We start from the raw sequence: 25,504 nt of genomic DNA, 5'->3' as shown, positions 1-25,504 counted from the left end.
GCCCGCCGGCGGTGCCCTTCGCTCGCAGGGCAGCCGTGCCCTGGCGCCGCAGCCGCTCGGCCGGCGGACAGGCTATCCTGCTTCGGCTAGACAGGGGAGGAGCGCGCAGAAGGGCGGCCCGCGGCCGACATGGAGACGACAGCGATGAGCAGCCTTCCCCGGGTTCCGGCCCCCAGGCGGTGCCGCGGATGAGCCGCGCCGCGGCGGCCCGCCGCCCGCCCTCCCTGATCCGCGCCGCCATCGCCGTCTCGCCGCGCAGCCTCAGCATCGGCGAAGGCCTGCGCGCCGCCGCCTCCTGCGCCGTGGTGGTCGCCATCGGCAGCCTGCTGCAGGCGCCGATCCTGGCCTGGGCCGCGATCGCGGCGTTCTGGACCTGCCTCGCCGATCCCGGCGGGCCGAATCGCGACCGGCTCTGGGCGCTGGGCGGCTTCACCCTGCTGTCCGGCGTCTTCGCCGTCGCCGGCGCCGCGGCCTCGGCCCAGGGCTGGCCCTGGGCCACGGCGGCCGTGTTCCTGTGCGCCCTGATCGGCAGCGCGGTCCGGGTCTACGGCGCCGCGGCGCGGCAGATCGGCACGCTGGCGGTGGTGGCTTGCGTCGTCGCGGTCGACCACCATACCCTCACTCTGGCGGCGCTGGGCGAGTTCGCCGCCGCCTATTTCGGCGGCTGCGTCTGGGCGATGCTGCTGGCCCTGTCGATCTGGCGGATCCATCCGTTCCGGCCGGCCCGGGCCGGAGTCGCCGCCGTCTATCGCAGCCTCGCCGCCACGGCCGCCGGCCTTGCGCGGCTGGACGCCGACGCCGCCCCGCGCGACTGGGTGCTGCACGCGCAGCGCTATCGCCAGGCGGTGCGCACGGCGATCGAGTCCGCCCGCGCGACGCTGGACCGGGCCATGCGCGGCCGCGGCCTGGCCGCCCCGCTGGAGCGGCTGCTGCTGGCCCTGGAACGGGCGGAGCGGGTCTTCGCCCGGCTGATCGCGCTGAGCGACCTGCGCCAGCACGCCGGCCCGTTGGAGGCCGGACAGCAGGTCCAGCAGCGGCTGGCGCTGCGCCGCCTGGCGATGGTGCTGTACCGCCAGGCCCACGCCTTCGAGACCGGGCGCGAGGAGGCGGCGCCGTGGCGGCGGTCGCTGGACCGCCTGGACGGCCTGATCGGGTCGCTGGGCGACGGGCCGGTCGCGGCCGGGCTGCGGGCGATCACCGGCCAGCTGCGGTCGGCCGAGGAGCCGTCGGCCGGAGAGGCTCGCTCCACGGCCCGGCCGGATGCCCGGCCGCAATGGCTGGCGCCGCTGCGGGCACAGCTGAGCTGGCGGTCCGAGACCCTGCGCCACGCCCTGCGCTGCGCCGTCGCCACCGCCGGGGCGGTGATGCTGAGCCATATGCTGGGCCTGCCTTATGCCTATTGGATGGCGATGGCGGTGGTGCTGGTGCTGCAGCCCTCGGTGGCGACGACCTGGCCGCGGGCGCTGGAGCGGGCGGTCGGCAGCGTGCTCGGCGGCGCGCTGGCGGCGCTGCTCGGCCTCGTGCTGCACACGCCCTTTGCCCTGACCGCCGCCGTGTTCCCGCTGGCGATCGCGACCATGGCGGTGCGTTCGGTCAATTACGGCCTGTTCGTCTTCTTCCTGACCCCGCTCTTCGTGCTGGTGATCGAGCTGTCGCAGCCGGGGACGAGCGAGCCGGCACTGGCCTGGATGCGCGCCCTCTACAACGTGCTGGGCAGCGCCATCGGCGTGCTCGGCGGGATGCTGCTGTGGCCGAGCCGCGAGGGACGGCGGCTGCGGCCGGCCCTGGCCGAGGCGGTCGAGGCGAATGGCCGCTACGCCGCCCTGGCCTTCGCGCCCGAGCGGGACGAGGCGGCGATCGAGACGGCACGGCGAGCCGCCGGCCTCGCCAGCGGCAATGCCGAGGCGGTGCACGGCCGGACGATGCTGGAGGCCTGGTGGCAGCGCGAGGCGCTGGACGCGGCGCTGAGCATCGTCATCCTGGCCCGCCAGCTGGCCGGTACCGCCACCGCCGCCTGGCTGCACCGGCCGGACGCGCGGGCCGGGGACGCGGCGTTCGGGCAATGGGTCGGCGCCGAGACCGCGGCCCTGGCCGGGGCCCTGCGCCGCGGCACCGCCCTGCCCCCGGCCAAGGCGCCGCCGGACGGGGCGGCCGACGATCCGGAGCGGTCACGCCTGCTGCAGGAAGTCGTGCTGCTGCGGGCGGCCGCGGAGCATCTGGTGCCGGGATAGCCGGACGCGCTTTCGGATGAACCCAACGTGCGGTTTGGACAGGGTGCCGGTCGTTGCCGATCATCTGCAAAGGGCGGAAAACAGACCTGAGAAGATGTGGCGCAGATGATGCGCCTCTGTCCGCAATCGCCTTTGTGCCGCCCGACGGCAGACGGTCGGGATGGTGCTCTATTCTTGGTAACCAATTATCCTTGTCTGACCGTCGCGAAGCTCGAGCGGAAATCGGCCGATTGGATCAAGCAAGCTCGTTAGATCGGTGGCGAACTCAATCCACTCAATCGCACGAAGTTCAACCGGCCCGAACTCGATCGTGTCTGCGTAGGCACGGGGACAGGAAAGGCTCAGCGGAAACCGCATACGTCGAGGTTCATCAACGTCGATGAACTTAACCATCACGTGGTTGATGTCGTCGCGCCCGTCCCGTACCGCCGCCAGCAATTTGCGCCACTTGCTATCCGACATGAGGGCAACGGAAAACCGCGCTCTCGCCAAGCGGCCCACTGCGGCTGGATCAAGAATGCTCTGCTTTCCCATTCGACGATACTGCCTCCGAACGCAATGAGCGCAAGGTCAACCTCTGCCATATCCGCTTCGGGGAGCCGATTCCGATGGCCGGTTTCGGCGTACCCACGTCTGGCCGGCCCGCCCCAGGAGGGCCGGCTCCTAAGGGGCGGGCGATGTCCGATGTCGGAGCGCCGGCAGAGCGGCCGCTTGTGACGCCCTCCGGCCTGGTCGGGTCGGCCGAGAAGGGCGGAATGCGGACGCTACTCACACCAGCGTAATACGAGACCCGATCATTGGCTTCGCCTGCCTCCCCTTTCATACGCGAGCAACGCACCGAAATCTCCATAGTGCAATTCATCGCCGTAGTTCCAGAAACAGAATGCGACCTCTTCACTTCGTTGCACTGCCAGCCCAACCATTCGTCCATCGTCACTATGGATGGCGCTCGATGTTATGGTTTCGGAGTTGAGAAACAGAGGGTCAATCTTGCTGCTAAAATCGTGCACCTCTATGCGTCCGTATTGGCCCATATCGCATGGTTGGTCGAGGGGGAGATCATCGAGGATTACACTCTCGCCGTCCGCGGCGACACGCACGCGAACTGCGCGTCCATTGTTAAATGCGAGGCGAACCATGATCGGGTTCGCCCAGTTCAGCTCTCCATTGAAACTGTGCAGGTTCGCAGTAATCGAAATGAGTCTCATCGAACGATGATGAGCTTGGTCGAGAACGTCCGCAACGTGGTCGAAAGCGGTCAATCCGCCGCAATCAGCGTTGGGACCGAGTTCGCGACCGATCTTGCCTGAAACGCCGGCCTTGGGCAGGCCGAACCACCCCTCGGTAAACACAATGTTCATTGCTTAACCGCTCGCGCTTCGTTCATGCTATGTTCCATGGACCAGGCGCAGACCGAGCGGGGGATCGACCCGGCGGCCGCTTCCGCGGAGGAGCGGGCGGCGCGGCATCTGCGCCTGCTGGCCCGGGCGGCCGAGATCCAGATGGAGGTGATGGAGGCGACCCGCACCGAGGCGGTCGAGGCGCCGCAGCCCGGCGTCGACTATTGCCAGCGCATCGCCGTCGTCACCCGCTCGCTGCGGCTGACCCTGCTGCTGGAGGACAGGTTCTCGCGCCCGCCCGAGGAGCATCCGCGGGAGGCCGCGGCCGGGCAAGCCGCGGCGGCCGACGGATCCCGGTCCCGGCTGCGTGTGACCATGGCCATGGGCGCGGCGGTCATCGACGGCGCCGAGATCGGGCAGGACGAGGCCAACCGGCGCTTCCTCGAGATGGCCGAGCGGAGCTGGCGGAGCTGGTCGAGACCTGCCCGCCGCCGGTGGCGGTGACCCGGCTGTGCCGGATGTTCGGGCTGCCGGAGAAGGCGGAGCGTTGGCTCGAGCTGAGCGACGCGGCGCTGGCGGCGCTCGCCATCCAGCTGTCGGACGACGCGGCCGCCGCCCCGGTCCAGGTCGGGGCCGTGGACCAGGCCGGGATCCGGCGCCGGCTGCGGGTCATCATGGCGCTGGGCGCGGCGATCCGGGCCGGGACCGAGGACGAGGCGGAGTGCGACCGCCGCTTCTTCGAGATGGCCGGGCAGATGGACCGGCCGGAGCTGGTGGCGATCGCCGAGAGCTGCCCGGCGGTGGACGCCGTGGCCCGGCTGTGCCCGCGGTTCGGCCTGCCGCCGGAGCAGGCGGAGCGCTGGGTCGCGGAGTCGGACCGGTATCTGGCGACGCTGGACCTGCCGCCGGGGGACCCGTCCGACACTCGATCGGCCGGCGCCGGTGGCCGCAAGCCCAAGCCTATAGATACGGGCTGATGCCGTAGGTTGGGTTCGCCTTGGCGAGCCCAACATCCCGCCGCTCTTGCGGCCCCGATGCTGTTGGGTTTGCTGCCGCGAACCCAACCGACAAGCCGACGTAGCCTTCCCTCCCTCGCCGGAGGGCGGAGGGGTCTGCGCGTGTCCGCCCGTGCAGGGCCGGCTCAGGACATGCCGTTCCGAAACGGTCTCCCAGGCGGAGACCTCTTCAGAATTCCGCCATAAGGACCGGCCTATGCCTTCCATCCTCCCCCTCCCCTTGCGGGAGGGGGTTAGGGGGAGGGGTTTGGCGCCGCCTGGATCGATGTCGAGGGATCGCCGCAGCCTGGCGGCAGTCCTGGACAATCTCGCGCCGGTTCTCTTCGATAGACACCCCCTCCCCCTACCCCCTCCCGCGGGGGGAGGGGGAGGATGAAAATCCACATCGGAGGGGCGCAAGCCATTCTGAAATGGTCTCAGGCGGGGAGGTCATGCGCCTCGGTCCCGGCGTCACGCCGCCGCGTCGGCCTTGCCGGTTGCGAGAAAGCGGTCCAGCGCCGCAATGTCCCGCTTCTCTCCGGCGACATCGGCGGCCAGCCGCTCATATAGCCCCGCCATGCCCTGATAGATCAGCCGGGCCGGGTCGTCGGGGCCGAGGAAATCGGCGATCTCGCGCATCTCCGCCACCCAGCGATAGGCCTTGGCGTACATGTCCGGCACCGAGCGCTCGAACCGGGCCAAGAGCTGCGGCTGGCTCGCCGCCAGCTCGGCATGCAGGGCGGGCGCGGCGCCGGCCCGGTCGGCGGCCAGGATCATCGCGGCGGCCAGCCCGGTCAGGCCCTTGTTGATGCCGGCATAGCTCATCTTCAGCGCCGAGGCGGCGCCGACCGGCCCGTCCAGCACGCGGATGCGCAGGCCCAGATCGCCGAGCACGCCGAGCCGCGACGCATCCGGACCGGCGAGATAGAGCACCGGCCCGACGTCGCCGGTCGCGGGCGGCCCGCCGATGATGCCGCCATCGGCGAAGCCGGCGCCGGTCGGCGCAATGATCGCGGCGATCGCCTGCACGGTCTCGACGTTCACGGCGTTGCAGTCGACATAAACCGGCTTGCGGGGCGCGGCCTGCAGCGCCGGCGCCAGCCGCTCCGCCAGGGCCACCGCCTCTCCGGGCGGCAGGATCGACAGGATGATATCGGCCGCGGCGATCGCCGCCTCGTCGGCCGACGCCATGCCCGCCACCCTGGCCCGGGCAACGGTCACGGCGCTGCGGCCGTCGAGCAGGGTCGGAACAACGGCGCCGTGCTCGGTCAGGCGCCGGGCGATGCCGCTGCCCATCGCCCCGGGGGCGATGACGGCGATGGTCGGATTCATGGTCTCCTCCGGATCGGTCTGCCCCGACCGGGAGATGATGGCGCGATCCGCCGGATCCGTGAACCCGCGACCGTCGCCGGTTGTGCCGGGTCACCTGCGTGGGACGGCCAGCGGCAGGACCTGATCGACGGAGAGCGGCGTCAGTCCGAGGGTCGGGAAGCCGGGCCTGTTCGGATCGGCGACGTTGTCGCGCTCCATCAGCTCCACCTGGCTCCGCGCGATCGGCGGCCGCGGCAGCTGTTCCGCGATCAGGGCCAGCGCCTGCCAGGCCGGCAAGGGCACCGGCAGCAGCAGCGGCCGGCGGCCGACATGCCGGGCGACGAGCTCGACCAGCTCGCGATAGCTGCAGACGGAACCGCCGCCGAGCTCGTAGGTGGCGCCGCCCAGCCCCGCCACCGCTCGCCCGATCGCCGCCGCGACATCCTCGACATAGACCGGCTGCAGCCGGGTCCGGCCGCCGCCGAACAGCGGGAACACCGGCACCCGGCGCAGCATCTCGGCCAACGGCACCAGCAGGGCATCACCGGGTCCGACCATGGCGGAGGGCCGGATCAGGATCGCCGCCGGAAAGGCCGCTCGCACCGCACGCTCGCCCTCGCCGCGGCTGCGGATATACGAAGAGCCGGACGCCGGGTCGGAGCCGATGCCGGACAGATGGACCAGGGTCGCCACGCCGGCCTGCTGCGCCTGCCGCGCGACCCGGGCAGCGGCCACCACATGGATGGAGCGGAAGGTCGCTCCCGCCCGCTCGACATAGAGGCTGACCGCATTGACCACGACCTGCGCGCCGGCGACGGCCTGGGCGACCGAGTGGTCGTCGGTCACATCCGCCCGCGCCGGTTCGACCGCATCGTCGCCGGCCTGCGGCTGGTCACGGTCAAGATCCGGATGGCGCGACGCGGCCCGGATGGCGAAGCCCTGGTCGACCAGCTGCCGCACCACGCTCCGGCCGAGAAAGCCGGTCCCGCCGAACACCGTCGCCAGAGGCCGTGCCATGGGCCGGCTCAGCCGCCGGTGTTCACCGCGGCGACGCCGCCGACATAGGAGCGGACGCGCGGCCGGCTGCGCTCCACGTCGCGGCGCCAGATCTCGTCCTCGTCATTGGCCGCGGTCGGCGGCACCACCGGGCCGGTCCAGCCGCCAGCCCGCCATCGGTCCTCGCGCGCATCCATGTCGACCGTGCCCTCGTCGTCCAGGATGTCCAGCACCCGGTCGTGCTCCGCATCGGTCACCTGGACCGTGATCAGGAAGCAGCCGCGGCGCAGATGCTCGCCATAGACGAAACGCTCGTCGTCGGGGAAGAACAGGCCGCGCAGGGACTCCAGGATCCCCATGCGCTGCTCCGGCGCCGGGACGTCCTCGTCCCAGGCGTCGGGATCGACCTTCGGATCGAGCTCGCTGCCCGGCACCAGACGGATCCGGTCCTTCGGGATGCGGGCGGCGATCAGTCGCTCGACCGCCTCCTCCGCGTCCTTACGCGAGTCGAAGAGGGCGGTGACGTTCCATTGACGGGCCTGCTGCATCGCGTCGTCTCCTTCGCAGAACCCTCCGCGAGGAGAACGGGAGGCGACCGGCCGCCGTTCCGGCCCTAGCCGCCCCGCCGGAAGCGCAGCACCCGGCTGCGGTTGAGCGCCAGCCGGACGCCGTCGCCGTCGAAGGCGAGCCCGATGCGCTTCGGCCAGGGCTCGTCCCGGCCCTCGGCCAGCAGCCGGCCGCCGCCGAGCGGCACCAAGGGCAACGCGGCCCGGATCGCGCCGGCGCCGGTCTCCATCCGCTCGCCGGCGATGGTGAAGGCGGCGTGGTGCTCGGGACACAGCCATTCGCCCTGCACCCGGTCGAGCACGCCGTCCGGCGCCGCTGGGCGGAAGCGGCGTGAGACATGGCCGATCTCGCCCTCCACCGCCTCGCCGGTCCAGCGCAGCCGCATCGGCAAATGGGCGGAGAGCGAGACCGACCAGCCGTCCTCGCCGCGATACAGCGTCTCGCCGGTGCCGAGGAAGCTGGCGACGCCGTCCTTCAGCTCGAGCCAGAGCGGCCCCTGCTCCGCCACGTACAGCCCGTCCGGGATCGACGTGCCGCGCTGGGGCAGATCCTCGCCGAGCAGCGCCGCCATCAGCTTCAGCGCGGTGCCGTGCGAGACCGTGTCCTCGCGGTTGGAGACCACGGCGACGCCGACGCCCTGCTCCGGATCCAAGAGGAAGTAGGTCTTGTAGCCGAGCAGCGAGCCGCCATGCCCGACCAGCCGGCGCGCCCCAAGCCGCGACCGGGCGAGGCCGAGCCCGTAGCCAGTCGGCCTTCCGTCGGCGAGATGGCGCGGCGCGCCGAGCCTGGCGAGCACGCCCTGCCCCGGCCCTCGATCCGCCAGCACCGCCTGCTGCCAGCGAACCAGATCGTGCAGGCTGCCGGTCAGGCAGCCGGAGGCGGAGAGATGCTGGCCGGAGGCGGCAAGCTGCCAGGTGCCGTCCGCCGATTTCCAATAGCCGGGGGCGAGGCCGCGGATCGGGTCGAACCAGGTCTCCGGCACGCGGAAGCCGATGCCGAGCGGGTCGGCGATGCGGTCGCGCACCAGCCCGGCGAAGCCGATGCCCCGGCGCAGCAGCGCCGCATCGACCAGCCGATAGCCGGTGTTGGAGTAGGAGATCTCCTGCCCCGGCGGGAAGTTCAGCTCGGTGAGCCGGAACAGGAACTCGAGGCTCTCCTCCCGCCCCACCGCCGCGCCTTGCGGGACGCCGAGCAGCGACAGGGTCTCGCGCAGGTCCGGCAGGCCGCCGGTCATATCGAGAGCGCGGCCGACCGTAACCGCGGCCAGGTCGCCGCGCAGGGCCGGCAGCAGCCGGCCGAGCGGATCGTCGAGGCCGATGCCGTCCTGGGTCAGCGCCAGCGCCGCGAAGACATGCTTGGTGACCGAGGCGTAGCGCACCACCGTGTCGCCGGAGAAAGCGGCATCACGGGCCAGGCTCTCGACCCCGCCGCAGGCCTCGGCCCGGATCTCCCGCGTGTCGAAGGCGGCGACGGCGCCGCCGGGCTCACCCGGCCCCCAGGCCGCCGCGATCTCAGCCGCCGCCTCCGCCGCCGCGGACCAGCGCAACTCCCCGCCCGCCATGATTGCCTCCCCGTTCGTATCGTTGGACCATCCCGGCCTGTGCCGCCGGATCATGTCACGTTATAGGCGGGATCATGGGATTTGGCTTCCCTCCATCGGCGGTCCGTTCCTACCCTCGGCGACGAGTCGCAGGAACCGCGGCGCCGAGGACCGGCGCGCGGAGGAAGGGGAGGACCGACGTGCCCGAAGTCGATCGCGAGGCGCTGTACCGCAAGGTGAGCCTGCGCCTGATCCCGTTCATGATGGTCCTCTACCTGGTCAGCTTCCTCGACCGCGTGAATGTCGGCTTCGCGGCCCTGACCATGAACGCCGATCTCGGCATCTCGCCATACGTCTTCGGCTGGGGCGCCGGGGTGTTCTTCTTCGGCTATTTCCTGTTCGAGGTGCCGAGCAACATCATCCTGGAGAAGGTCGGCGCCCGGCTGTGGATCTGCCGGATCATGGTGACCTGGGGCCTGATCTCGGCCGCCATGGCCTTCGTCGAGGGCGTCTGGAGCTACACCATCCTGCGCTTCCTGCTGGGCGCAGCCGAGGCGGGGTTCCTGCCGGGCATGATCCTGTACCTGACCTACTGGTTCCCGGCAGCGCGGCGGGCCTGTTTCGTCGCCCTGTTCATGGCCGCGGTGCCGCTGGCCAGCGCGATCGGCGCCCCGATCTCCGGCATCATCCTCGACGCCACGCATCTCTGGTTCGGCCTCAAGGGCTGGCAGTGGCTGTTCATCATCGAGGGGCTGCCCGCCTGCCTGCTCGGCCTGCTGGTGCTGGCGCTGCTGCCCGACGGGCCGCGCAAGGCGCCGTGGCTGGACGACACCGAGCGCGCCGCCATCGCCGCCGACCTGGCGCGCGATCGTGCGGCATCGACGCATCCGCCGCTGCACGACCTGTGGCCGGCGCTGGCCGATCCGCGGGTCATCCTGCTCGGCCTCGTCTATTTCGGCATCGTCATCGGACTGTACGGCATCGGCCTGTGGCTGCCGCAGATCGTCAAGGGAATGGGCTTCTCCACCGTCGAGACCGGCTGGATCATCGCCCTGCCCTATCTGTTCAGCGCCGGCGCCATGCTGGTGTGGGGCCGCCACAGCGACCGCACTGGCGAGCGCGTGCTGCATGTCGCCCTGCCAGCGCTGGTCAGCGCCATCGGCTTCGCCGGCAGCATCGCGTCGACCTCGACCGTGCTGTCGCTGATCTTCCTCGGCGTCGCCGCGATCGGCATCTACGCCACGCTCGGGCCGTTCTGGACCCTGCCGCCTGCCTTCCTGGGCGGCACCGCCGCGGCCGGCGGCATCGCCCTGATCAACTCGATCGGCAATCTCGGCGGCTTCGTCGGGCCCTATGCCGTGGGCTGGATCAAGGATGCAACCGGCAGCTTCACCGCCGGCATGGCCCTTTTGGCGGCGAGCCTGGCCGTCGCCGCCGCCATCGCCCTTCTGGTCGGGCGGCAGTTCCGCGCCGCGCCGATCGGGGAGCGCCCCGCCGGCTAGCCCAGCGAGTTGATCACCTCGCGATAGGCCGCCTCCGGGAACGCCTTCAGCGTCTTGGTCCGGATGAAGCCCAGGCGGCCGGTCATCAGGGTGAAACGGGCCGCGACCGCGTCGTCCGGCGCCTCGTAGACGAGCACGAAATCATGATCGCCCATGGTCATGTAGAAGGCCCTGAACTGGCCGCCCATCTCCTGGAGCAGCGCCTTGGCTGCATCGAGCCGCTTCGGCGAATCGGAGACGTTCCGGATCCCCAGCTCGGTCCAGCTGCCGAGCATGACATAGGTTGACATCGCATGATCCTCTCCGGCACCGGGAGGAGCCTGCGCCTCACGGGCCGGCAGCCGCAGTGTACGCCGATCCGATGACGGCGGCTTGTCATTTCCGGGCGCAGCCTCTATTCACGCTGGCCGTATTTCGATCAGATATTTGCCCCGCAAATGAATGCCGCCGATCACCTCGATTATCTGAAGACCATCAACCAGACCTTCCACGAGCAGATCAAGATCGCCGACCAGAAGGCGGCCTACATCTTCACCTTCCTGATCGCGCTGGTGGCCTGGTCGCCGGAGATGCGGTCGGTGTTCACCTGGACCCGGACCGTCCCCTTCCCCTCGGCGAGATGGGTGCTGTGCCTGATCCTGGTCGCGGCCCTGGCCGCCGGGCTGGTCTGCGTGGCGCTGGTGCTGCTGCCGCGCAAGCGCAACGGCGGCGTGTCGCTGTACTGGGCGGCCTGGCCCGAGGCCGGGGAGCGGCTGGCCCACGCCGCCCGCCGGACGGAGCCCGGCTTCATCGTCGCAGAATACACCGCGAACGCCCGGAACCTGGCGGCGATCTGCCACGCCAAGTACCGCTATGTCGGCTACGCCTTCCGGTGCCTGGCCGTGGTCATTCTCTGCTATGTGGCGCTGATGGTCGTCGCCTGAGGCTGGGCCTAGAGATAGGTCCCCTCCAGGATCGCCAGCGTGTAGTCGCGATAGCTCATGCCGAGCTCTTCCGCCCGGGCCAGGCGGCGCAGCGCGATCTCGCGCGGCGGCGTCTTCCACACGGCGGCATGCGCCTTGCGCCAGCAGAAATGCCGCCAGGACGGCGCGGAATCCGGATGCTCGTCCTCCAGCGGCGGGCCGCCGTTGTGGCCGAGGCCGGCGAGGAGCTGCGATGAAAACGAATCTCTCATATTCGAGAATTTATCTCTGATTGGAGATCAGCGCTATCTCCGATACAGCCCTGCGACAGCGCCGAAGCATTGTTGCACCGCAATTGACAGAAATCGGCCGGGCCTTATCCTGGGAGGAACAACACGACATTCTTCTTGCCCGACGGGCAGGAGCGGCAATGAAGCCCCATCCGCAAGCCGGCGACGGCGGGCGATGGGGCTTTATGCATTCGGGGACAGGCGGCACGTGCGGGCGAGCTACGCGATCGGTCTTCTCTATTCGACCACCGGGCCCTACGGCGCGATCGGGCGCGAGGCGCTGGATGGCGCCCTGATGGCGCTGGAGGAGGTCAATGCCGATCCCGGCTTCGGCTTCTCCCTCGCCCCGTTCGCCGCCAACCCGGACGGCGTGATCGACCGCTACCACGCGCTGTGCGAGGCGGCGATCCGCGAGGGCGGCTGCCGGCAGATCGTCGGCACCATCACCTCGCTGTCGCGCAAAGAGGTGCTGCCGACGATCGAGAAGCATGACGCCCTGCTGTGGTACATCTGCCCCTATGAGGGCTTCGAGAGCAGTGAGGCGGTGATCTACACCGGCGCCTGCCCGAACCAGCACATCGTGCCGCTGTTCCAGCATGTGCTGCCGCGCTGGGGCACCCGCGGATACCTGATGGGTTCGAACTACATCTGGGGTTGGGAGGTCAACCGCGTGGCGCGCGAGCTGATCGGCGCCTGCGGCGGCGAGGTGCTGGCCGAACGCTACCTGCCGATCGGCAGCGAGGATGTCGGCCGGCTGGTCCAGGAGGTGCGGGACAAGCGGCCGGACTTCATCCTGAACAATCTGATCGGCCCGTCGAGCTACTCTTTCTTTCGCGCCTATCGGGACCTCGCCGACAGCGACCCGGCCTTCGGGCCGGAGCGCTGCCCGGTCGTCAGCTGCAACCTGACCGAATGCGAGCTGGAACTGGTCGGGCCGGCCGGTACCGGCCATCTCAGCAGCGCGATCTACTTCGATAGCGTCGACACGCCGGAGAACCGCGCCTTCCGCGACCGCGTGCGGCGGCGCTTCGGCGCCGGCCGGCGCTGTTCCGCCTTCCTCGCCGGCGGCTATGCGGCGGTGCGGATGCTGGCCGAGGCGATCCGCGAGGCCGGCACCGATGCGCCGGAGGCGCTGCGCCCGGTGCTGCACGCCCGCCGCTTCGCCACGCCGCTCGGTCCCCTCAGCATCGACCCGCGCACCAACCATGCGGCGCTGACGCCCTGCCTCGGCCGGATCGGCGCCGATGGCGGCTTCGAGATCCTCGACCGCGCCGCGGTGCCGGTCGCGCCCGATCCCTATCTGGTCGAATTCGACGCCGCGGCCCTGACCCGGCAGGTGCTCGGGGCACAACCCGGGCCGCGGCTCAAGCGGGTGAAGTGACGATGCGCCGCGCCGCCACCCCGAACTTCCGCGGCCGCAGCGCCGTGGTGCTGCACCGGCCGCATGCCGCGGCCGACGCGGTGCTGCGCCAGCTGGAACGGCTGGGCATCACGGCGCGGCTGGCGTGGCCGGCGCTGGCCGAGGCCGATCTCACGGCCGATTTCGTGCTGTTCGACGCCGACGCCGCGCATGACGGGCAGTTCCCGTGGCCACCCGGTTCGCCGCCGATGCCGCTGGTCGCCCTGGTCGGGTCGGAGGCGCCGGGCAGGCTGGACTGGGTGCTGGCGCAAGGTGCGACCGCCCATCTGCTGAAGCCGGTCGCCTCGGGCGGCGTGTTCAGCGCTCTCGTCATCGCCGAGCACGGCTTCGCCGAGCGCCGCGACCGCGAGGCCCGGATCGCCGATCTGGAGACCCGGCTGCGCCTCCGACCCGTGGTCGTCCGCGCCATCCTGCTGCTGATGGCGCAGCGGGGACTGAGCGAGGCCGACGCCTTCCGCGAGATCCGCAGCGCCGCGATGCAGCGGCGGCGCAGCATCGAGGAGCATTGCCTCGACCTCGTCGCCGGGATCACAGGGCCGGCCGCCGGCCGGCGCGGGGGCTGATCCATGGCGATCCTGAGCCAGCTGCTGCGCCGCAAGCTCGCCCTGTTCGGGCTCCTGGTCATCCTGGTCGTGGTGGCCGCCGCCCTCCTCGCGCCCTGGATCGTGCCCTTCCCGCCCGACGAGCAGATGTTCGACGGGCTGACGCTGGAGGGCGCCCCGCTGCCCCCGGACGGCAAATTCTGGATGGGCACCGACCTGCTGGGCCGGGACATGTTCTCGCGCCTGGTCTACGGCGCCCAGACCTCGCTGATCATCGGCGTGGTCGCCAATGGCGCGGCGGTGCTGATCGGCACCTTCTTCGGAGTCGTCGCCGGCTTCGTCGGCGGCTGGCTGGGCGCCGCGATGATGCGCTTCACCGACCTGATGATGGCCTTCCCGGCGCTCCTGCTGGCGATCGTGCTGGCCGCGATCTTCCGGCCGTCGCTGTGGATCGTGGCCCTGGTCATCGCCATGGTGAACTGGGTCCAGATCGCGCGGATCATCTACACCGAGACCCGGTCGATCGCGGAGCGCGACTTCATCGAGGCGGAATGGGGCCTCGGCGCCTCCCGCGCCCGCATCCTGCTGCGCCACATCCTGCCGCATCTCCTGTCCACCACCATCGTCTGGGGCACGCTCGGCATCGCCACCACGGTGCTGCTGGAGGCCACCCTCTCCTTCCTCGGCATCGGCGTGCAGCCGCCGACGCCGAGCTGGGGCAACATCATCTTCGAGAACCAGACCTACTTCTCCAGCGCGCCCTGGCTGGTGTTCATCCCCGGCGCCGCCATCATCCTGCTGGCGCTGGCCTTCAACCTGGTCGGCGATGCGCTGCGCGACATCCTCGACCCGACGCAGAAGGGCCGGCACTGATGGGCGCCTATCTGTTCCGCCGCCTGGCCCAGGCCGTGCTGATCCTGCTCGGGGTCAGCCTGATCACCTTCGTGCTGCTGTACCTTCTGCCGGCCGACCCGGCGCGGCAGATCGCCGGCCGCAGCGCGACGCCCGAGGTGGTGGCCAGCATCCGCGCCCAGCTCGGCCTCGACCGCCCGTTCCACGAGCAATACCTCCGCTATCTCGGCAGCTTGCTGCAGGGCGATCTCGGCCGCTCCTACCTGCAGAGAACCGAGGTGGCGACGCTGATCCTGAGCCGTCTGCCGGCCAGCCTGCTGCTGATGGTCGGCGCCATCCTGTGCGAGCTGGTGCTGGGCCTGACCATGGGCGTGGCTGCGGCGCTGCGGCGCGGAACGACGACCGACCACGCGCTGATGCTGACCTCCTTCATCGGCGTCTCGGCGCCGCAATTCGTGGTCGGCATGCTGCTGCTCTACGTCTTCGCCTGGCAGCTCGCCTGGTTCCCGCTTGGCGGCTATGGCAGCTTCGCGCATCTGGTGTTGCCCTCGCTGACGCTCGGCCTTCTGGGGGCCGGGTGGTATTCGCGCATGATGCGATCCGCGATGCTGGACGTGCTGCGCCAGGATTACATGCGCACCGCCCGGGCCAAGGGGCTCGCCGCCTGGCGGGTCGTACTCGCGCATGCGTTGCCCAATGCGTTCCTGCCGATCATCGCCATGATCGGCATCGACATCGGCCTGTTCATGAGCGGGATCGTCGTCGTCGAATCCGTGTTCGGCTGGCCCGGCATCGGCCAGCTGACCTGGCAGGCGATCCAGCGCATCGACATCCCGATCATCATGGGGGTGACCCTCGTCTCTGCCGTCGCCATCGTGCTGGGCAATCTCCTGGCCGACCTGATCGCCCCCTTCATCGACCCGAGGATCAAACTGCGGTGACGGACCAACCGCCGCCCGAACCAGAGGAGGTTTCATGCTGAAGACCGTATTGCTCGCGGGCGCCGCGACCCTCGCCCTGGCCCTGGCGACGCCCGCCACGGCCCAGGAGATCAAGCAGGGCGGATCGATCACCATCACCTACAAGGACGACGTCACCACCCTCGACCCTGCCATCGGCTACGACTGGCAGAACTGGTCGATGATCAAGAGCCTGTTTGACGGGCTGATGGACTACAAGCCCGGCACCACCGAGCTGGTGCCGGACCTGGCCGAGAGCTTCGAGGTCTCGGCCGACGGGCTGACCTACACCTTCAAGCTGCGTCCGGGCGTCAAGTTCCACAACGGCCGCGAGCTGAAGGCTGCCGACGTCAAATACTCGCTGGACCGCGTGGTTCAGCCGGAGACGCAGAGCCCCGGCGCCGGCTTCTTCGATTCGATTCAGGGCTTCGAGGAGGTCTCCACCGGCAAGGCCAAGGAGCTGAGCGGCATCGAGACGCCGAACGACACCACCGTCGTCTTCCACCTGACCCGGCCGGACGCGCCCTTCCTGCACAAGATGGCGCTGAACTTCGCGCATGTGGTGCCGAAGGAGGAGGTCGAGAAGTGGGGCGCTGATTTCGGCAAGCACCCGGTCGGCACCGGCGCGTTCAAGATGGCCGAATGGACGCTGGGCCAGCGCGTCGTGTTCGAACGCAACCCGGACTATTTCCAGAAGGGGCTGCCGCATCTCGACCGGATCGTGTTCGAGGTCGGGCAGGAGCCGGTGGTGGCGCTGCTGCGGCTGCAGCGCGGCGAAGTCGACATCGCCGGCGACGGCATCCCGCCGGCCAAGTTCCTCGAGGTGACGCAGGACCCGAATTACAAGGGCCTGATCATCCAGGGCAACCAGCTGCACACCGGCTACGTCACCATGAACGTCAAGGCCAAGCCCTTCGACGACGTGCGGGTGCGCCAGGCCGTCAACATGGCGATCAACAAGGACCGGATCATCCGCATCATCAACGGCCGGGCCAAGCCGGCGAACCAGCCGCTGCCGCCCTCGATGCCGGGCTATGCCGCCGATTACAAGGGCTACCCGTACGATATCGAAGGCGCCAAAAAGCTGATGGCCGAGGCCGGACTGGCCAACGGCTTCACCACCGAGCTCTACGTCGCCAACACCGATCCGCAGCCGCGCATCGCCCAGGCGATCCAGCAGGACCTGGCCCAGATCGGCATCAAGGCCGAGATCAAGGCACTGGCGCAGGCCAATGTCATCGCCGCCGGCGGCGACGAGAAGCAGTCGACCATGATCTGGTCGGGCGGCATGGCCTGGATCGCCGACTTCCCGGACCCGTCCAACTTCTACGGCCCGATCCTGGGCTGCGGCGGCGCGGTGCCCGGCGGCTGGAACTGGTCCTGGTACTGCAACGAGGACCTCAACAAGCGCGCCGCCGAGGCGGATTCGATCGCCGACCCGGCCAAGGCGGCGGAGCGCGAGGCCAAGTGGCGGGACATCTTCCTCGACATCATGAAGGACGCGCCCTGGGCCCCGGTGTTCAACGAGCAGCGCTACACCATCCGCTCCGAGCGGATGGGCGGCGACGACGCCCTGTTCGTCGACCCGGTGCACATCCCGGTCAACTACGACAACGTGTATGTCAAAGATGTCCAGTAGCCACACTCACACCGTCCACGGCGCGCACCACCATTTCGGCTGGGACCGGTCGATTCCGCCGGTCGCCACGGTCGCGCCGGGCACGACGCTGGAATTCGACTGCCTGGACGCCTCGGGCGGCCAGCTCAGCGCCTCCAGCACGGTCGCCGATGTCGCGGCGCTCGATTTCGGCAAGGTCAACCCGGTGACCGGACCGATCTTCATCGACGGGGCGCAGCCAGGCGACGCGCTGAAGATCACGCTCGACCACTACACGCCCTCCGGCTTCGGCTGGACCGCCAACATCCCGGGCTTCGGCCTGCTGGCAGACCAGTTCAAGGACCCGGCGCTGCATCTCTGGCGCTACGAGGCCGACACCCTGGCCCCCGCCCTGTTCTCTACCCTGGCGAAGGTGCCGCTGAAGCCCTTCGCCGGGACCATCGGGCTGGCGCTGGCGGAGCCCGGGCTGCATTCGGTGGTGCCGCCGCGGCGGGTCGGCGGCAATCTCGACATCCGCGATCTCTCGGCCGGGGCGACGCTCTACCTGCCGGTCGAGGTGGCGGGGGCGCTGTTCTCGATCGGAGACACCCATGCCGCCCAGGGCGACGGCGAGGTCTGCGGCACCGCGATCGAAAGCCCGATGAGGGTGACGCTCAGGCTCGATCTGGTGAAGGGCGCCAATCTGAAGATGCCGCGCTTCACCACGCCCGGGCCGGTGGCCCGGCATGTCGACGGCAAGGGCTATGAGGTGACGACCGGCGTCGGCCCCGACCTGATGGAGGGGGCGCGCATCGCCGTCTCCGAGATGATCGAGCTCTTGTGCCGCACCCGCAACATGGCCCCGATCGACGCCTACATGCTGTGCTCCGTCTGCGGCGATCTGCGGATCAGCGAGATCGTCGACCAGCCGAACTGGGTGGTGTCGTTCTACTTCCCGCGCATCGTCTTCGAATGAGCGATGGGACGACGCCACTGCTGGGCGTCCGCAACCTCAGCACGCAGGTTGCGACGCCGGCGGGGCCGAAGCTGGTGGTCGAGGATCTGAGCTTCGACCTGTTCCCCGGCGAGACTCTGTGCATCGCTGGGGAATCGGGCAGCGGCAAGTCGATGACGGCACTGTCGATCATGGGACTGCTGCCGCAGCCCATGGCCCGGGTCGCCGGCGGCCAGGTACTGCTGGAAGGACGCGACCTGCTGAAGCTGTCGGAGCGACAGATGCGGCGGGTGCGCGGCGGCGAGATCGCGATGATCTTCCAGGAGCCGATGACCAGCCTGAACCCGGTGATGTCGGTCGGCCGGCAGATCGGCGAGGCGATCCGCGCTCACCGCAAGGCCGATGCGGCCGAGGCCCGGCGGGCGGCGCTGGAGGCGCTGCAGGCGGTGCGCATCTCCGAGCCCGAGCGGCGGCTGCGGCAGTATCCGCACGAGCTGTCGGGCGGGATGCGGCAGCGGGTGATGATCGCCATGGCGCTGGCCTGCCGGCCCAAGCTGCTGATCGCGGACGAGCCGACGACGGCGCTGGACGTCACCATCCAGGCCCAGATCCTGGAGCTGATGCGCGACCTGCAGCGCCGCTTCGGCACCGCCCTGATCCTGATCACCCACGACATGGGCGTGGTGGCGGAGATGGCCGACCGGGTGGTGGTGATGAATCAGGGCCGGGTGGTCGAGAGCGGCCCGGTGGTGCCGCTGTTCGAGGCGCCGCAGCACGACTACACCAAGCGGCTGCTGGCGGCGGTGCCGAAGCTGGGCCAGATGGCCGGCCGCGACGCACCGCTGCGCGTCGCTGCCCCTGCCCTGCCCGCGGCGAACGCGCCGGTGGTCGAGGTCAAGGATCTGACCGTCCGCTTCGACATCGCCGGCGGACTGCTGCAGCGAACCATCAGGCGTGTGCATGCGGTCGAGAGCCTGTCCTTCGTCCTGAATCCGGGTGAGACACTGGCGCTGGTGGGAGAGAGCGGCTGCGGCAAGTCAACCACCGGCAAGGCGCTGATGGGCCTGGTGCCCTGGCGCGGCTCGATCCGCATCGCCGGGGTCGAGGCCGCAGGCCTCGGGCCCACGGCGCTGAAGCCGCTGCGCCGGAACATCCAGATGGTGTTCCAGGATCCCTACGCCTCGCTCGACCCACGCATGACCGCGGGCGAGCTGGTGGCCGAGCCGCTGGTGATCCACGGCCTCGCCAAGGGCAGCGAGCTGACCGATCGGGTCGAGTGGCTGTTCCGCCGTGTCGGTCTGGCGCCGGAGCTGCGCCACCGCCATCCGCACGAATTCTCCGGCGGCCAGCGCCAGCGCATCTGCATCGCCCGGGCACTGAGCCTGTCGCCCAAGGCGATCATCGCCGACGAATCCGTCTCGGCCCTCGACGTCTCGGTCCAGGCCCAGGTGCTGGACCTGTTGCATGAGCTGCAGGCCGATCTCGGCCTCGCCTATCTCTTCATCTCGCACGACATGGCGGTGGTGGAGCAGATCAGCCACCGGGTGGCGGTGATGTATCTCGGCCAGATCGTCGAGACCGGCACCCGCCGCCAGATCTTCGAGGATCCGCGCCACCCTTATACGAAGAAGCTGCTGCAGGCGGTGCCGATCGCCGATCCGCGTCGCCGGCGCGACCATTTCCAGCGCCTGTCCGGCGAGGTGCCGAGCCCGGTGCGGCCGGTCGGCTACCAACCGGTGCTGGTCGACCTCGCCGATGTCGGCAGCGGGCACCTGGTGGCGCGGGAGGCGGCGTAACGGCCTCCCGCCTCTGGCCTACTCCTTCTTCCCCTGCCAGAAGAAGTCGTTCTCCGTGCCTGGCCCCCAGACCAGGCCCTGGACGCTCTTGCGAGCAGCCACCGCCTCGACCTGCTGGAACATGAAGGCATAGGGGCCGGCGTCACGCACCTTGCGCTGCAGAGCCTCGTACATCGCCTGCCGCCTGGCGGTGTCGGTTTCCAGCACCGCGGCCTCGGTCTCGCGGGTCAGCTCCGGAATGTCCCACGCGTTGCGCCAGGCGGTGGTCTTCATCGGCGGGTTGTCGCCGTTGTCCACGTTCATGGCGAAGTTCTGGGCGTTGGTGTGCGGGTCCTGATAGTCCGGGCCCCAGCGGCCGATCGCCAGCTGGTGCTTGCGCGCCCGGACCTTGCTGGTGGTCTGCTTGTCGTCGGAAGCGATGATCTGGACCTCCACCCCGGCCTTGGCGAAGGTCGCCTGGATCGACTGCGCCATTTCGAGATAGGGCGACCCGTCCGATACATCGATGGTGATCTTGAAGCCGTCGGGATAGCCGCCCTGGGCCAGAAGCTGCTTGGCCTTGTCAACATCGAGCTTGAACGGCTCGTCGTCGACCGCGCCGAGGAAGCCCTTGGGCAGGAAGTTCTCGTGCAGCACGGCCCGGCCCTTCATGAAGCTGTCGGCCATGCCCCGGTAGTCGATCAGGTATTTCAGCGCCTGCCGCACCTCGACCTTCTTCAGGGGCTCGGTCTGGGTGTTCATCGCCAGGTACCAGATCGTGCCGCGCGGCACCTCCTGCAGGGCGATGTCCGGGTTCGACTTCAGGGACTCGATCTGCTCGCCGGTCAGGCCGCGGGCGATGTCGACGTCGCCCTTCTGCAGCAGCAGGAATTGCGAGGTCGGGTCGAGCACGTGGCGGAAGAAGATCCGCCGGAAGCCCGGCTTGCCCTGCCAGTAATCGTCGAACTGCTCGATCACCAGGCTTTCGTTCGGCTTCCAGGCGACGAGCTTGTAGGGGCCGGAGCCGGCGGAATGCGTGTTCAGCCAGTCATGGCCGAAATCGCCGTTTTTCGCATGCTCCTCGACCAGCTTGGAATCGACCACAGAGGCGACCGTAGCGCTGAGGCAGTTCAGCACGAAGCTGGGCGCATAGGCCTTATCGGTCCGGAACAGCAGGGTCCGCGCGTCCGGCGCCGTGACCATCTGATCGACATTGTCGGCGGTCAGACCGAACTGGCCGATGATGAAGCCGGGCGACAGGTTCAGCTTCACCGCCCGGCGGATCGAATAGGCCGCATCCTCCGCCGTCAGCGGATTGCCGGAGTGGAACTTCACCCCGTCGCGGATCTTGAAGGTGAAGGTTCGGCCGTCGTCGGAGACGGCCCAGCTTTCGGCGATGCCGGGCCGGAAATTCGCCGGGTCCTCGGCGTTGTAATAGATCAGCCGGTCGTAGACCTGCGCCACATATTCGGTGGCGGAGAACTCGAACACCTCGGCCGGGTCGAGGGTGATGATGTCGTCGATCCGGTAGGCCTGGACCAGGGTGTCCTTCGGCGTCTCGGCCCGGGCCGGCAGCGTGGCGCAGCCGAGCAGAATCGCGGCGACCGCGCCGCGGACGAATTTCCTCATTGGTAGCACCCCCTGTCTGACGTGCAGGGGCGATGGTAGGGCGGCCCCGGTGGCGCCGCCACAGCGATCCGCCTACTTCGCTTGGCGGTTCAGCAGGGCCGGGATCTCGACCGTCTCTGTCCCCTGCCCCGGCCCGGCGATGCGGGCCGACTGGGGCGGCAGTGTCGTGCCGTCCGGCAGCGTCCTGGGCTTCGCATCGAAGTTCACCGTCACCGCCGTGCCGTCGCCGAAGCTGGAGCGCTGCAGCAGCCGGTCGGGCGAGAGCACGGCGAAATCGGTCATCGGCTGGGTGAACAGCCGCTCATGCAGCGGCCGGAACACCCGGTCGTAGGCGGCGATCACCGGCAGGTCGCGGTCCAGCACCGCCGCGTTCAGGTGATAGAGCGGCGGCACCGCGTAAAGCAGCTGCAGAAGGGCCGTGGCCTCGCGCTCGTTCGAGAACTTCAGCGAGCCGTATTCCCAGTGATGGGTCGTGACCACGCTGTCGTGCAGCGCGATCTCGTAGAGCGGCAGGCGGAAGCGCGGATCGGCGATGAAGCGCGCGATCTCCGGCTTCAGCGGCCCCGACTTGAAGAACAGCGACGGCGTCTCCGGCGGCCAGTAATTGCCGCGGTAATAGGGCGAGCTCTTGTCCTTGATGTCCGGATCCATCCAGGCGAAGGGCTGGGTGGTCATGCCATGGGCGAAGGCGATCTGCGGTGCGAACAGGGCGGAGCCGCCCTCGCTGCCGGTGACGAGGCCGAGCGATGCGGCATAGGCGAGGCGCCGGCGGCGCGCCTCGGCATCCTGCGCCTGGCTGGTCTCCCGGCCCGGCGTAGTGTCGTCGAACACCAGCCCGGTGGCGTCGACGTCGAGGAACAGGCTGTCCAGCCCGGCGGCCTTGGCCACCGCCGCGATCCGCCGGCGGGCATAGGGCTCCGCCGCCACGGCGCTGACATAGACCCCGCGGCCGGCGAAGCCGGGGGCGAGCCTGCTGTCCCGGTCGCGATAGCCGGCAGCGGCGAGCTCGGCCCCCATCTGCGCCGTCGGCCAGGTCTCCGGCAGATCCGGCGGGTGGGCGCTGCCGTAGCTATCATAGGCGCCGACCAGATAGCCCCCGGCTTTGGCGGCCGCCACCGCCTCCGGGTGCCACAGCGCGTCGCGCCAGTCCTCGACGCCCAGCCAGGCGCGGGCGAGTCCGGCCTTCCGCAGCGCCGCCACGGTGTCGAGCGACAGCCCGCCGCCCCAGCGCTCCGCAGGCGCCAGCAACGGGCCGAAGGCATCGGTCAGCGCCGAACGCAGGGGTCCGACGGCCCAGGCCGCCTCTGCCGCCGGATCGTGGCCGCCCGGCAGGGGATCGACTGCCGCCATCGGCACCGCTCGGCGCAGCCCGTCATTGACCGCGCGGATCAGGGCCGCCCGTCGGTAGGGCGCGACATAGCCATCGGCGCCGGCCGCCTCCTTGAACGCGCCCTCGAACTCCGCCCGCGTCTCTGCTTCGAAACCCTGCCACAGCTTTCCGGCGAGATGGCCGGGATCGTCCTTCTTCCGCTGGAACAGCCGGACGAAGGCGCGCCATTGCAGCACATCCTCCGGCTTCAGCGGTCCCTTGCCCCAGAGATAGATGTGCGAGGCGCCGCCGAGCCGGGCGACATCCGGCAGGGCCGCGATTTTCTCTGTCAACGGAACGAAGCCCCCGCTCGCCTGCAGCCAAGCCCGATAGGCCCGGGCTCCCGCCAGCGGATCGGCGGGACCGGGCACGAGCCGGACGACATAGGGCGCGCCCGGCGCCAGGCGGGTGAAGTCGTGCGCCAGAACCGGCCGCGGCCGGCCGCCGTCTTCGACGACGGCGAACCAGGTGTTGAACGGCGTCTCGACCAGCCAGGTGATCGAGAGGTCGGCCCGCAGCTCTGTCCAGAACGGCATCGACAGCTGCTCGGTCAAGCCGGCGGGCTCGTAGCGCCGGGTCAGCCAGCCCAGCCAGGCGGGATCGTCGGCCGGGACGTAGCTGCCCTCGCCGAAGGGCATGGCATAGGCGGTGACCGCGGCCGGGTCGGCGGTCTGCGGCCAGGCCAGCATCGCCGGCCGATCGGAGCGGATCGACAGGCGCAGCGCCTCGCCCTCGATCGCAGCCTCGACCGTGAAGGCGTCATCGCTCGAAATGAGGCGCCAGCCGGAGCCGGTCCGGTCCGTCACCTGTCCCGGGTCCACGGCCGGAACGGCGAGCGCCGCCTCCTCCCCGCCGGCAGGGCCGAACGACACCGCCAGTGTCGCCGGGTCGATCCGGAACGTCCCCATGGGAGCCGCGAGGACGACCGCGTCAGCCGCCGGGGCGGGCAGACCGCCATCCCACAGCAGCATCGCCAGCGCGGCGAGCGCCACCCGCGACACGGCTTCGGCCATCCGCTCAACCATGCTCACCCATCACTGAAAGAAGATCAGATACTAATCTGATTTCGCCACATATTTCCTCAAGTGGGTGATCGGAGCTGGTGCACGGCTATTCGTTCTCCAGCGACGCCCGGGCCGCCTGCAGCTTGTCCTTCAGATCCGGCGCGACCTTCGGATAGGCGAGGTCCAACCCGTCCATCGCGTCGGTGATGGCGGCGGCCACGGCCAAACGGGTGAACCACTTGCTGTCGGCTGGGATCACATGCCAGGGAGCATACGGCGTGGCGGTCGCCCGGATCATCTCGTCATAGGCCTTCATGTAGTCGGGCCAGAGCTGGCGCTCCGCCACATCGGCGGGCTGGAACTTCCAGTGCTTCTCCGGCTCGTCCAGCCGCTCCAGGAAGCGCTTCTTCTGCTCCTCCTCCGAGACGTTGAGGAAGAACTTCAGGATCAGCGTGCCATTGCGGGCCAAATAGCGCTCGAAGGCATTGATGTCCTCGAACCGCTCCTTCCAGATCTTCTTCGTCACCAGCTTCGGCGGCAGCCGCTGCCTGGCCAGGATGTCCGGGTGCACCCGGACCACCAGCACCTCCTCGTAATAGGAGCGGTTGAAGATGCCGATTCGCCCCCGCTCCGGCAGGTGCCTGGTGGTGCGCCACATGAAGTCGTGGTCGAGATCCTCCGCCGAAGGCTGCTTGAAGGCGGTGACCTGGCAGCCCTGCGGGTTCACCCCGGACATGACGTGCTTGATGGTGCTGTCCTTACCGGCCGCGTCCATGGCCTGGAAGATCAGCAGCACCGACCAGTGGTCCTGGGCGTAGAGCATGTCCTGCATCTCCGCCAGCCTGGCGACGCTCTCGGCCAGCGCCTCCTGCGCCGCCACCTTGTCATCCTTGTCGAGCCAGGCGGTGTCCGCCGGATCCCAGTCCTTCAGGCGGAAGCCGTCGCCGTCCTCGATCCGGTAGCGCTTCGCCAGCTTGCCCAGCTTGACCATTCCTTCCCCTCCGCGATCGGAAGCCCCCGGCACGCCGTACAGCGCGCTCCGGCATGATCGATGCAGGAATTTCGTCGGTCTGGCAAATCGGAGATGATGGCCGGCTCTCCTGAACCGAGGACCGCATGACCGGGCACGCCTATTTCATCACCCACCCCGATGTGGCGATCGATCCGGCGGTGCCGGTGCCGGACTGGCCGCTGTCCGAGCGCGGCCGGGACCGCATGCGGGCGGTGCTGGACCAGCCCTGGGCGCCGCGGCTGCGCAGCCTGTTCTGCAGCACCGAGCGCAAGGCCAGGGACGGCGCGGCCATCCTCGCCGAGGCTCTGGGCCTGCCTGTCACCGAAGTTGAAGATCTTGGCGAAAATGACCGCTCTTCAACTGGTTATCTGCCGAAGCTCGAGTTCGAAGCAATGGCCGACGCCTTCTTCGCCCGGCCGCAGGAGAGCGTGCGCGGCTGGGAGCGCGCGGCCGACGCCCAGCGCCGCATCGTCGCCGCCGTCGACGACGTCCTGCGCCGGGCGCCAGCGGCGGGCGACGTCGCCATCGTCTCGCATGGCGGGGTCGGGGCGCTGCTGCTGTGCCACTTACAGGAGCGGCCGATCAGCCGCGAGGCCGACCAGCCGGCCGGCCAGGGCGGCCACTATTTCGCCTTCACGGCAGAGGACCGCACGCTGCTGCACGGGTGGAGAAGCATCGATACCGTTGCGCCGGACGGTGCCCCGGTGCGATGACGC

The 25,504-nt window shown here is 69.7% G+C and carries 24 protein-coding genes; 13 read left to right on the top strand and 11 right to left on the bottom strand.

Features of this window, described 5'->3' with window-relative positions; genetic code table 11:
• Positions 1-188: 188 nt before the first annotated feature.
• Positions 189-2,231 carry an FUSC family protein gene (locus KXR53_RS26165; protein ID WP_437378240.1) on the top strand — a complete coding sequence of 681 codons (2,043 nt, stop codon included), beginning with the start codon at positions 189-191 and terminating at the stop codon, positions 2,229-2,231.
• 168 nt (positions 2,232-2,399) lie between these two features.
• Here KXR53_RS26165 and KXR53_RS26160 read toward each other — a convergent pair whose 3' ends face one another.
• Positions 2,400-2,765 carry a DUF6678 family protein gene (locus KXR53_RS26160; protein WP_437378239.1) on the bottom strand — a complete coding sequence of 122 codons (366 nt, stop codon included), beginning with the start codon at positions 2,763-2,765 and terminating at the stop codon, positions 2,400-2,402.
• Between the two features lie 260 nt (positions 2,766-3,025).
• On the bottom strand, positions 3,026-3,592 hold the full coding sequence (locus KXR53_RS26155; RefSeq protein ID WP_437378238.1) for a hypothetical protein: 567 nt from the start codon (positions 3,590-3,592) through the stop codon (positions 3,026-3,028).
• A gap of 36 nt (positions 3,593-3,628) precedes the next feature.
• Here KXR53_RS26155 and KXR53_RS26150 point away from each other — a divergent pair, with 36 nt between their 5' ends.
• Complete coding sequence (locus KXR53_RS26150) at positions 3,629-4,075, top strand: hypothetical protein (protein ID WP_437378237.1); 447 nt, start codon at positions 3,629-3,631, stop codon at positions 4,073-4,075.
• Positions 4,066-4,548 carry a hypothetical protein gene (locus tag KXR53_RS26145; RefSeq protein WP_437378236.1) on the top strand — a complete coding sequence of 161 codons (483 nt, stop codon included), beginning with the start codon at positions 4,066-4,068 and terminating at the stop codon, positions 4,546-4,548. Before KXR53_RS26150 ends, KXR53_RS26145 begins: the two co-directional genes overlap by 10 nt.
• A gap of 489 nt (positions 4,549-5,037) precedes the next feature.
• Here KXR53_RS26145 and KXR53_RS26140 read toward each other — a convergent pair whose 3' ends face one another.
• The 4 genes from KXR53_RS26140 to KXR53_RS26125 form a co-directional block, all read right to left on the bottom strand.
• Positions 5,038-5,898 (bottom strand): DUF1932 domain-containing protein, encoded by an 861-nt coding sequence (locus KXR53_RS26140; protein WP_437378235.1) that lies wholly within the window; start codon positions 5,896-5,898, stop codon positions 5,038-5,040.
• 90 nt (positions 5,899-5,988) lie between these two features.
• Positions 5,989-6,894 carry a complex I NDUFA9 subunit family protein gene (locus KXR53_RS26135; RefSeq protein ID WP_437378234.1) on the bottom strand — a complete coding sequence of 302 codons (906 nt, stop codon included), beginning with the start codon at positions 6,892-6,894 and terminating at the stop codon, positions 5,989-5,991.
• 8 nt (positions 6,895-6,902) lie between these two features.
• A complete protein-coding gene (locus tag KXR53_RS26130) occupies positions 6,903-7,421 on the bottom strand; it encodes a hypothetical protein (RefSeq protein ID WP_437378233.1) in 519 nt (172 codons plus the stop codon).
• Positions 7,422-7,486: 65 nt separating this feature from the next.
• Positions 7,487-9,001, bottom strand: a complete 1,515-nt coding sequence (locus tag KXR53_RS26125; RefSeq protein WP_437378232.1) for a serine hydrolase domain-containing protein — start codon at positions 8,999-9,001, stop codon at positions 7,487-7,489.
• Positions 9,002-9,180: 179 nt separating this feature from the next.
• Here KXR53_RS26125 and KXR53_RS26120 point away from each other — a divergent pair, with 179 nt between their 5' ends.
• Positions 9,181-10,482 carry an MFS transporter gene (locus KXR53_RS26120; RefSeq protein ID WP_437378231.1) on the top strand — a complete coding sequence of 434 codons (1,302 nt, stop codon included), beginning with the start codon at positions 9,181-9,183 and terminating at the stop codon, positions 10,480-10,482.
• Here KXR53_RS26120 and KXR53_RS26115 read toward each other — a convergent pair.
• Positions 10,479-10,772 (bottom strand): GYD domain-containing protein, encoded by a 294-nt coding sequence (locus tag KXR53_RS26115; RefSeq protein WP_437378230.1) that lies wholly within the window; start codon positions 10,770-10,772, stop codon positions 10,479-10,481. The genes KXR53_RS26120 and KXR53_RS26115 overlap by 4 nt on opposite strands.
• Before the next feature lie 147 nt (positions 10,773-10,919).
• On the opposite strand from KXR53_RS26115, the gene KXR53_RS26110 reads away from it, so the two are divergent.
• Positions 10,920-11,405 carry a Pycsar system effector family protein gene (locus tag KXR53_RS26110; RefSeq protein ID WP_437378229.1) on the top strand — a complete coding sequence of 162 codons (486 nt, stop codon included), beginning with the start codon at positions 10,920-10,922 and terminating at the stop codon, positions 11,403-11,405.
• Between the two features lie 8 nt (positions 11,406-11,413).
• On the opposite strand, the gene KXR53_RS26105 is transcribed toward KXR53_RS26110, so the two are convergent.
• Complete coding sequence (locus KXR53_RS26105; protein WP_437378228.1) at positions 11,414-11,656, bottom strand: hypothetical protein; 243 nt, start codon at positions 11,654-11,656, stop codon at positions 11,414-11,416.
• Between the two features lie 226 nt (positions 11,657-11,882).
• On the opposite strand from KXR53_RS26105, the gene KXR53_RS26100 reads away from it, so the two are divergent.
• Genes KXR53_RS26100 through KXR53_RS26070 form a run of 7 tightly spaced genes read left to right on the top strand, consistent with a single transcriptional unit; the run spans position 11,883 to position 19,795 of the window.
• Positions 11,883-13,055: a transporter substrate-binding domain-containing protein gene (locus tag KXR53_RS26100; RefSeq protein WP_437378227.1), complete on the top strand. Its 1,173-nt coding sequence runs from the start codon at positions 11,883-11,885 to the stop codon at positions 13,053-13,055.
• 2 nt (positions 13,056-13,057) lie between these two features.
• Entirely contained in the window at positions 13,058-13,657 is a 600-nt protein-coding gene (locus KXR53_RS26095; protein WP_437378226.1) for an ANTAR domain-containing response regulator, read from the top strand.
• Between the two features lie 3 nt (positions 13,658-13,660).
• Complete coding sequence (locus KXR53_RS26090; protein ID WP_437378225.1) at positions 13,661-14,509, top strand: ABC transporter permease; 849 nt, start codon at positions 13,661-13,663, stop codon at positions 14,507-14,509.
• Positions 14,509-15,429 (top strand): ABC transporter permease, encoded by a 921-nt coding sequence (locus KXR53_RS26085; RefSeq protein WP_437378224.1) that lies wholly within the window; start codon positions 14,509-14,511, stop codon positions 15,427-15,429. Before KXR53_RS26090 ends, KXR53_RS26085 begins: the two co-directional genes overlap by 1 nt.
• A gap of 34 nt (positions 15,430-15,463) precedes the next feature.
• On the top strand, positions 15,464-17,086 hold the full coding sequence (locus KXR53_RS26080; RefSeq protein ID WP_437378223.1) for an ABC transporter substrate-binding protein: 1,623 nt from the start codon (positions 15,464-15,466) through the stop codon (positions 17,084-17,086).
• Positions 17,076-18,020, top strand: coding sequence for an acetamidase/formamidase family protein (locus KXR53_RS26075; RefSeq protein ID WP_437378222.1), 945 nt, complete (start codon positions 17,076-17,078; stop codon positions 18,018-18,020). The genes KXR53_RS26080 and KXR53_RS26075 overlap by 11 nt, the downstream gene beginning before the upstream one ends.
• The gene (locus tag KXR53_RS26070; protein ID WP_437378221.1) at positions 18,017-19,795 is read left to right on the top strand and encodes an ABC transporter ATP-binding protein; all 1,779 of its coding nucleotides are present in this window, start codon (positions 18,017-18,019) and stop codon (positions 19,793-19,795) included. Before KXR53_RS26075 ends, KXR53_RS26070 begins: the two co-directional genes overlap by 4 nt.
• Before the next feature lie 18 nt (positions 19,796-19,813).
• On the opposite strand, the gene KXR53_RS26065 is transcribed toward KXR53_RS26070, so the two are convergent.
• The 3 genes from KXR53_RS26065 to KXR53_RS26055 form a co-directional block, all read right to left on the bottom strand.
• Positions 19,814-21,403 carry an ABC transporter substrate-binding protein gene (locus tag KXR53_RS26065; RefSeq protein WP_437378220.1) on the bottom strand — a complete coding sequence of 530 codons (1,590 nt, stop codon included), beginning with the start codon at positions 21,401-21,403 and terminating at the stop codon, positions 19,814-19,816.
• A 72-nt stretch (positions 21,404-21,475) separates the two neighbouring features.
• Positions 21,476-23,797: a glycoside hydrolase gene (locus KXR53_RS26060; RefSeq protein WP_437378219.1), complete on the bottom strand. Its 2,322-nt coding sequence runs from the start codon at positions 23,795-23,797 to the stop codon at positions 21,476-21,478.
• Between the two features lie 85 nt (positions 23,798-23,882).
• Positions 23,883-24,767, bottom strand: coding sequence for a polyphosphate kinase 2 family protein (locus KXR53_RS26055; RefSeq protein WP_437378218.1), 885 nt, complete (start codon positions 24,765-24,767; stop codon positions 23,883-23,885).
• 125 nt (positions 24,768-24,892) lie between these two features.
• Here KXR53_RS26055 and KXR53_RS26050 point away from each other — a divergent pair, with 125 nt between their 5' ends.
• The gene (locus tag KXR53_RS26050) at positions 24,893-25,501 is read left to right on the top strand and encodes a histidine phosphatase family protein (protein ID WP_437378217.1); all 609 of its coding nucleotides are present in this window, start codon (positions 24,893-24,895) and stop codon (positions 25,499-25,501) included.
• Positions 25,502-25,504 lie beyond the last annotated feature (3 nt).

It is taken from the genome of Inquilinus limosus, assembly GCF_051487185.1.
GTDB lineage: Bacteria > Pseudomonadota > Alphaproteobacteria > DSM-16000 > Inquilinaceae > Inquilinus > Inquilinus limosus_F.
The sequence above is the reverse complement of the archived record's forward strand: the minus strand, read 5'-3'. Positions and strand labels throughout refer to the sequence as shown.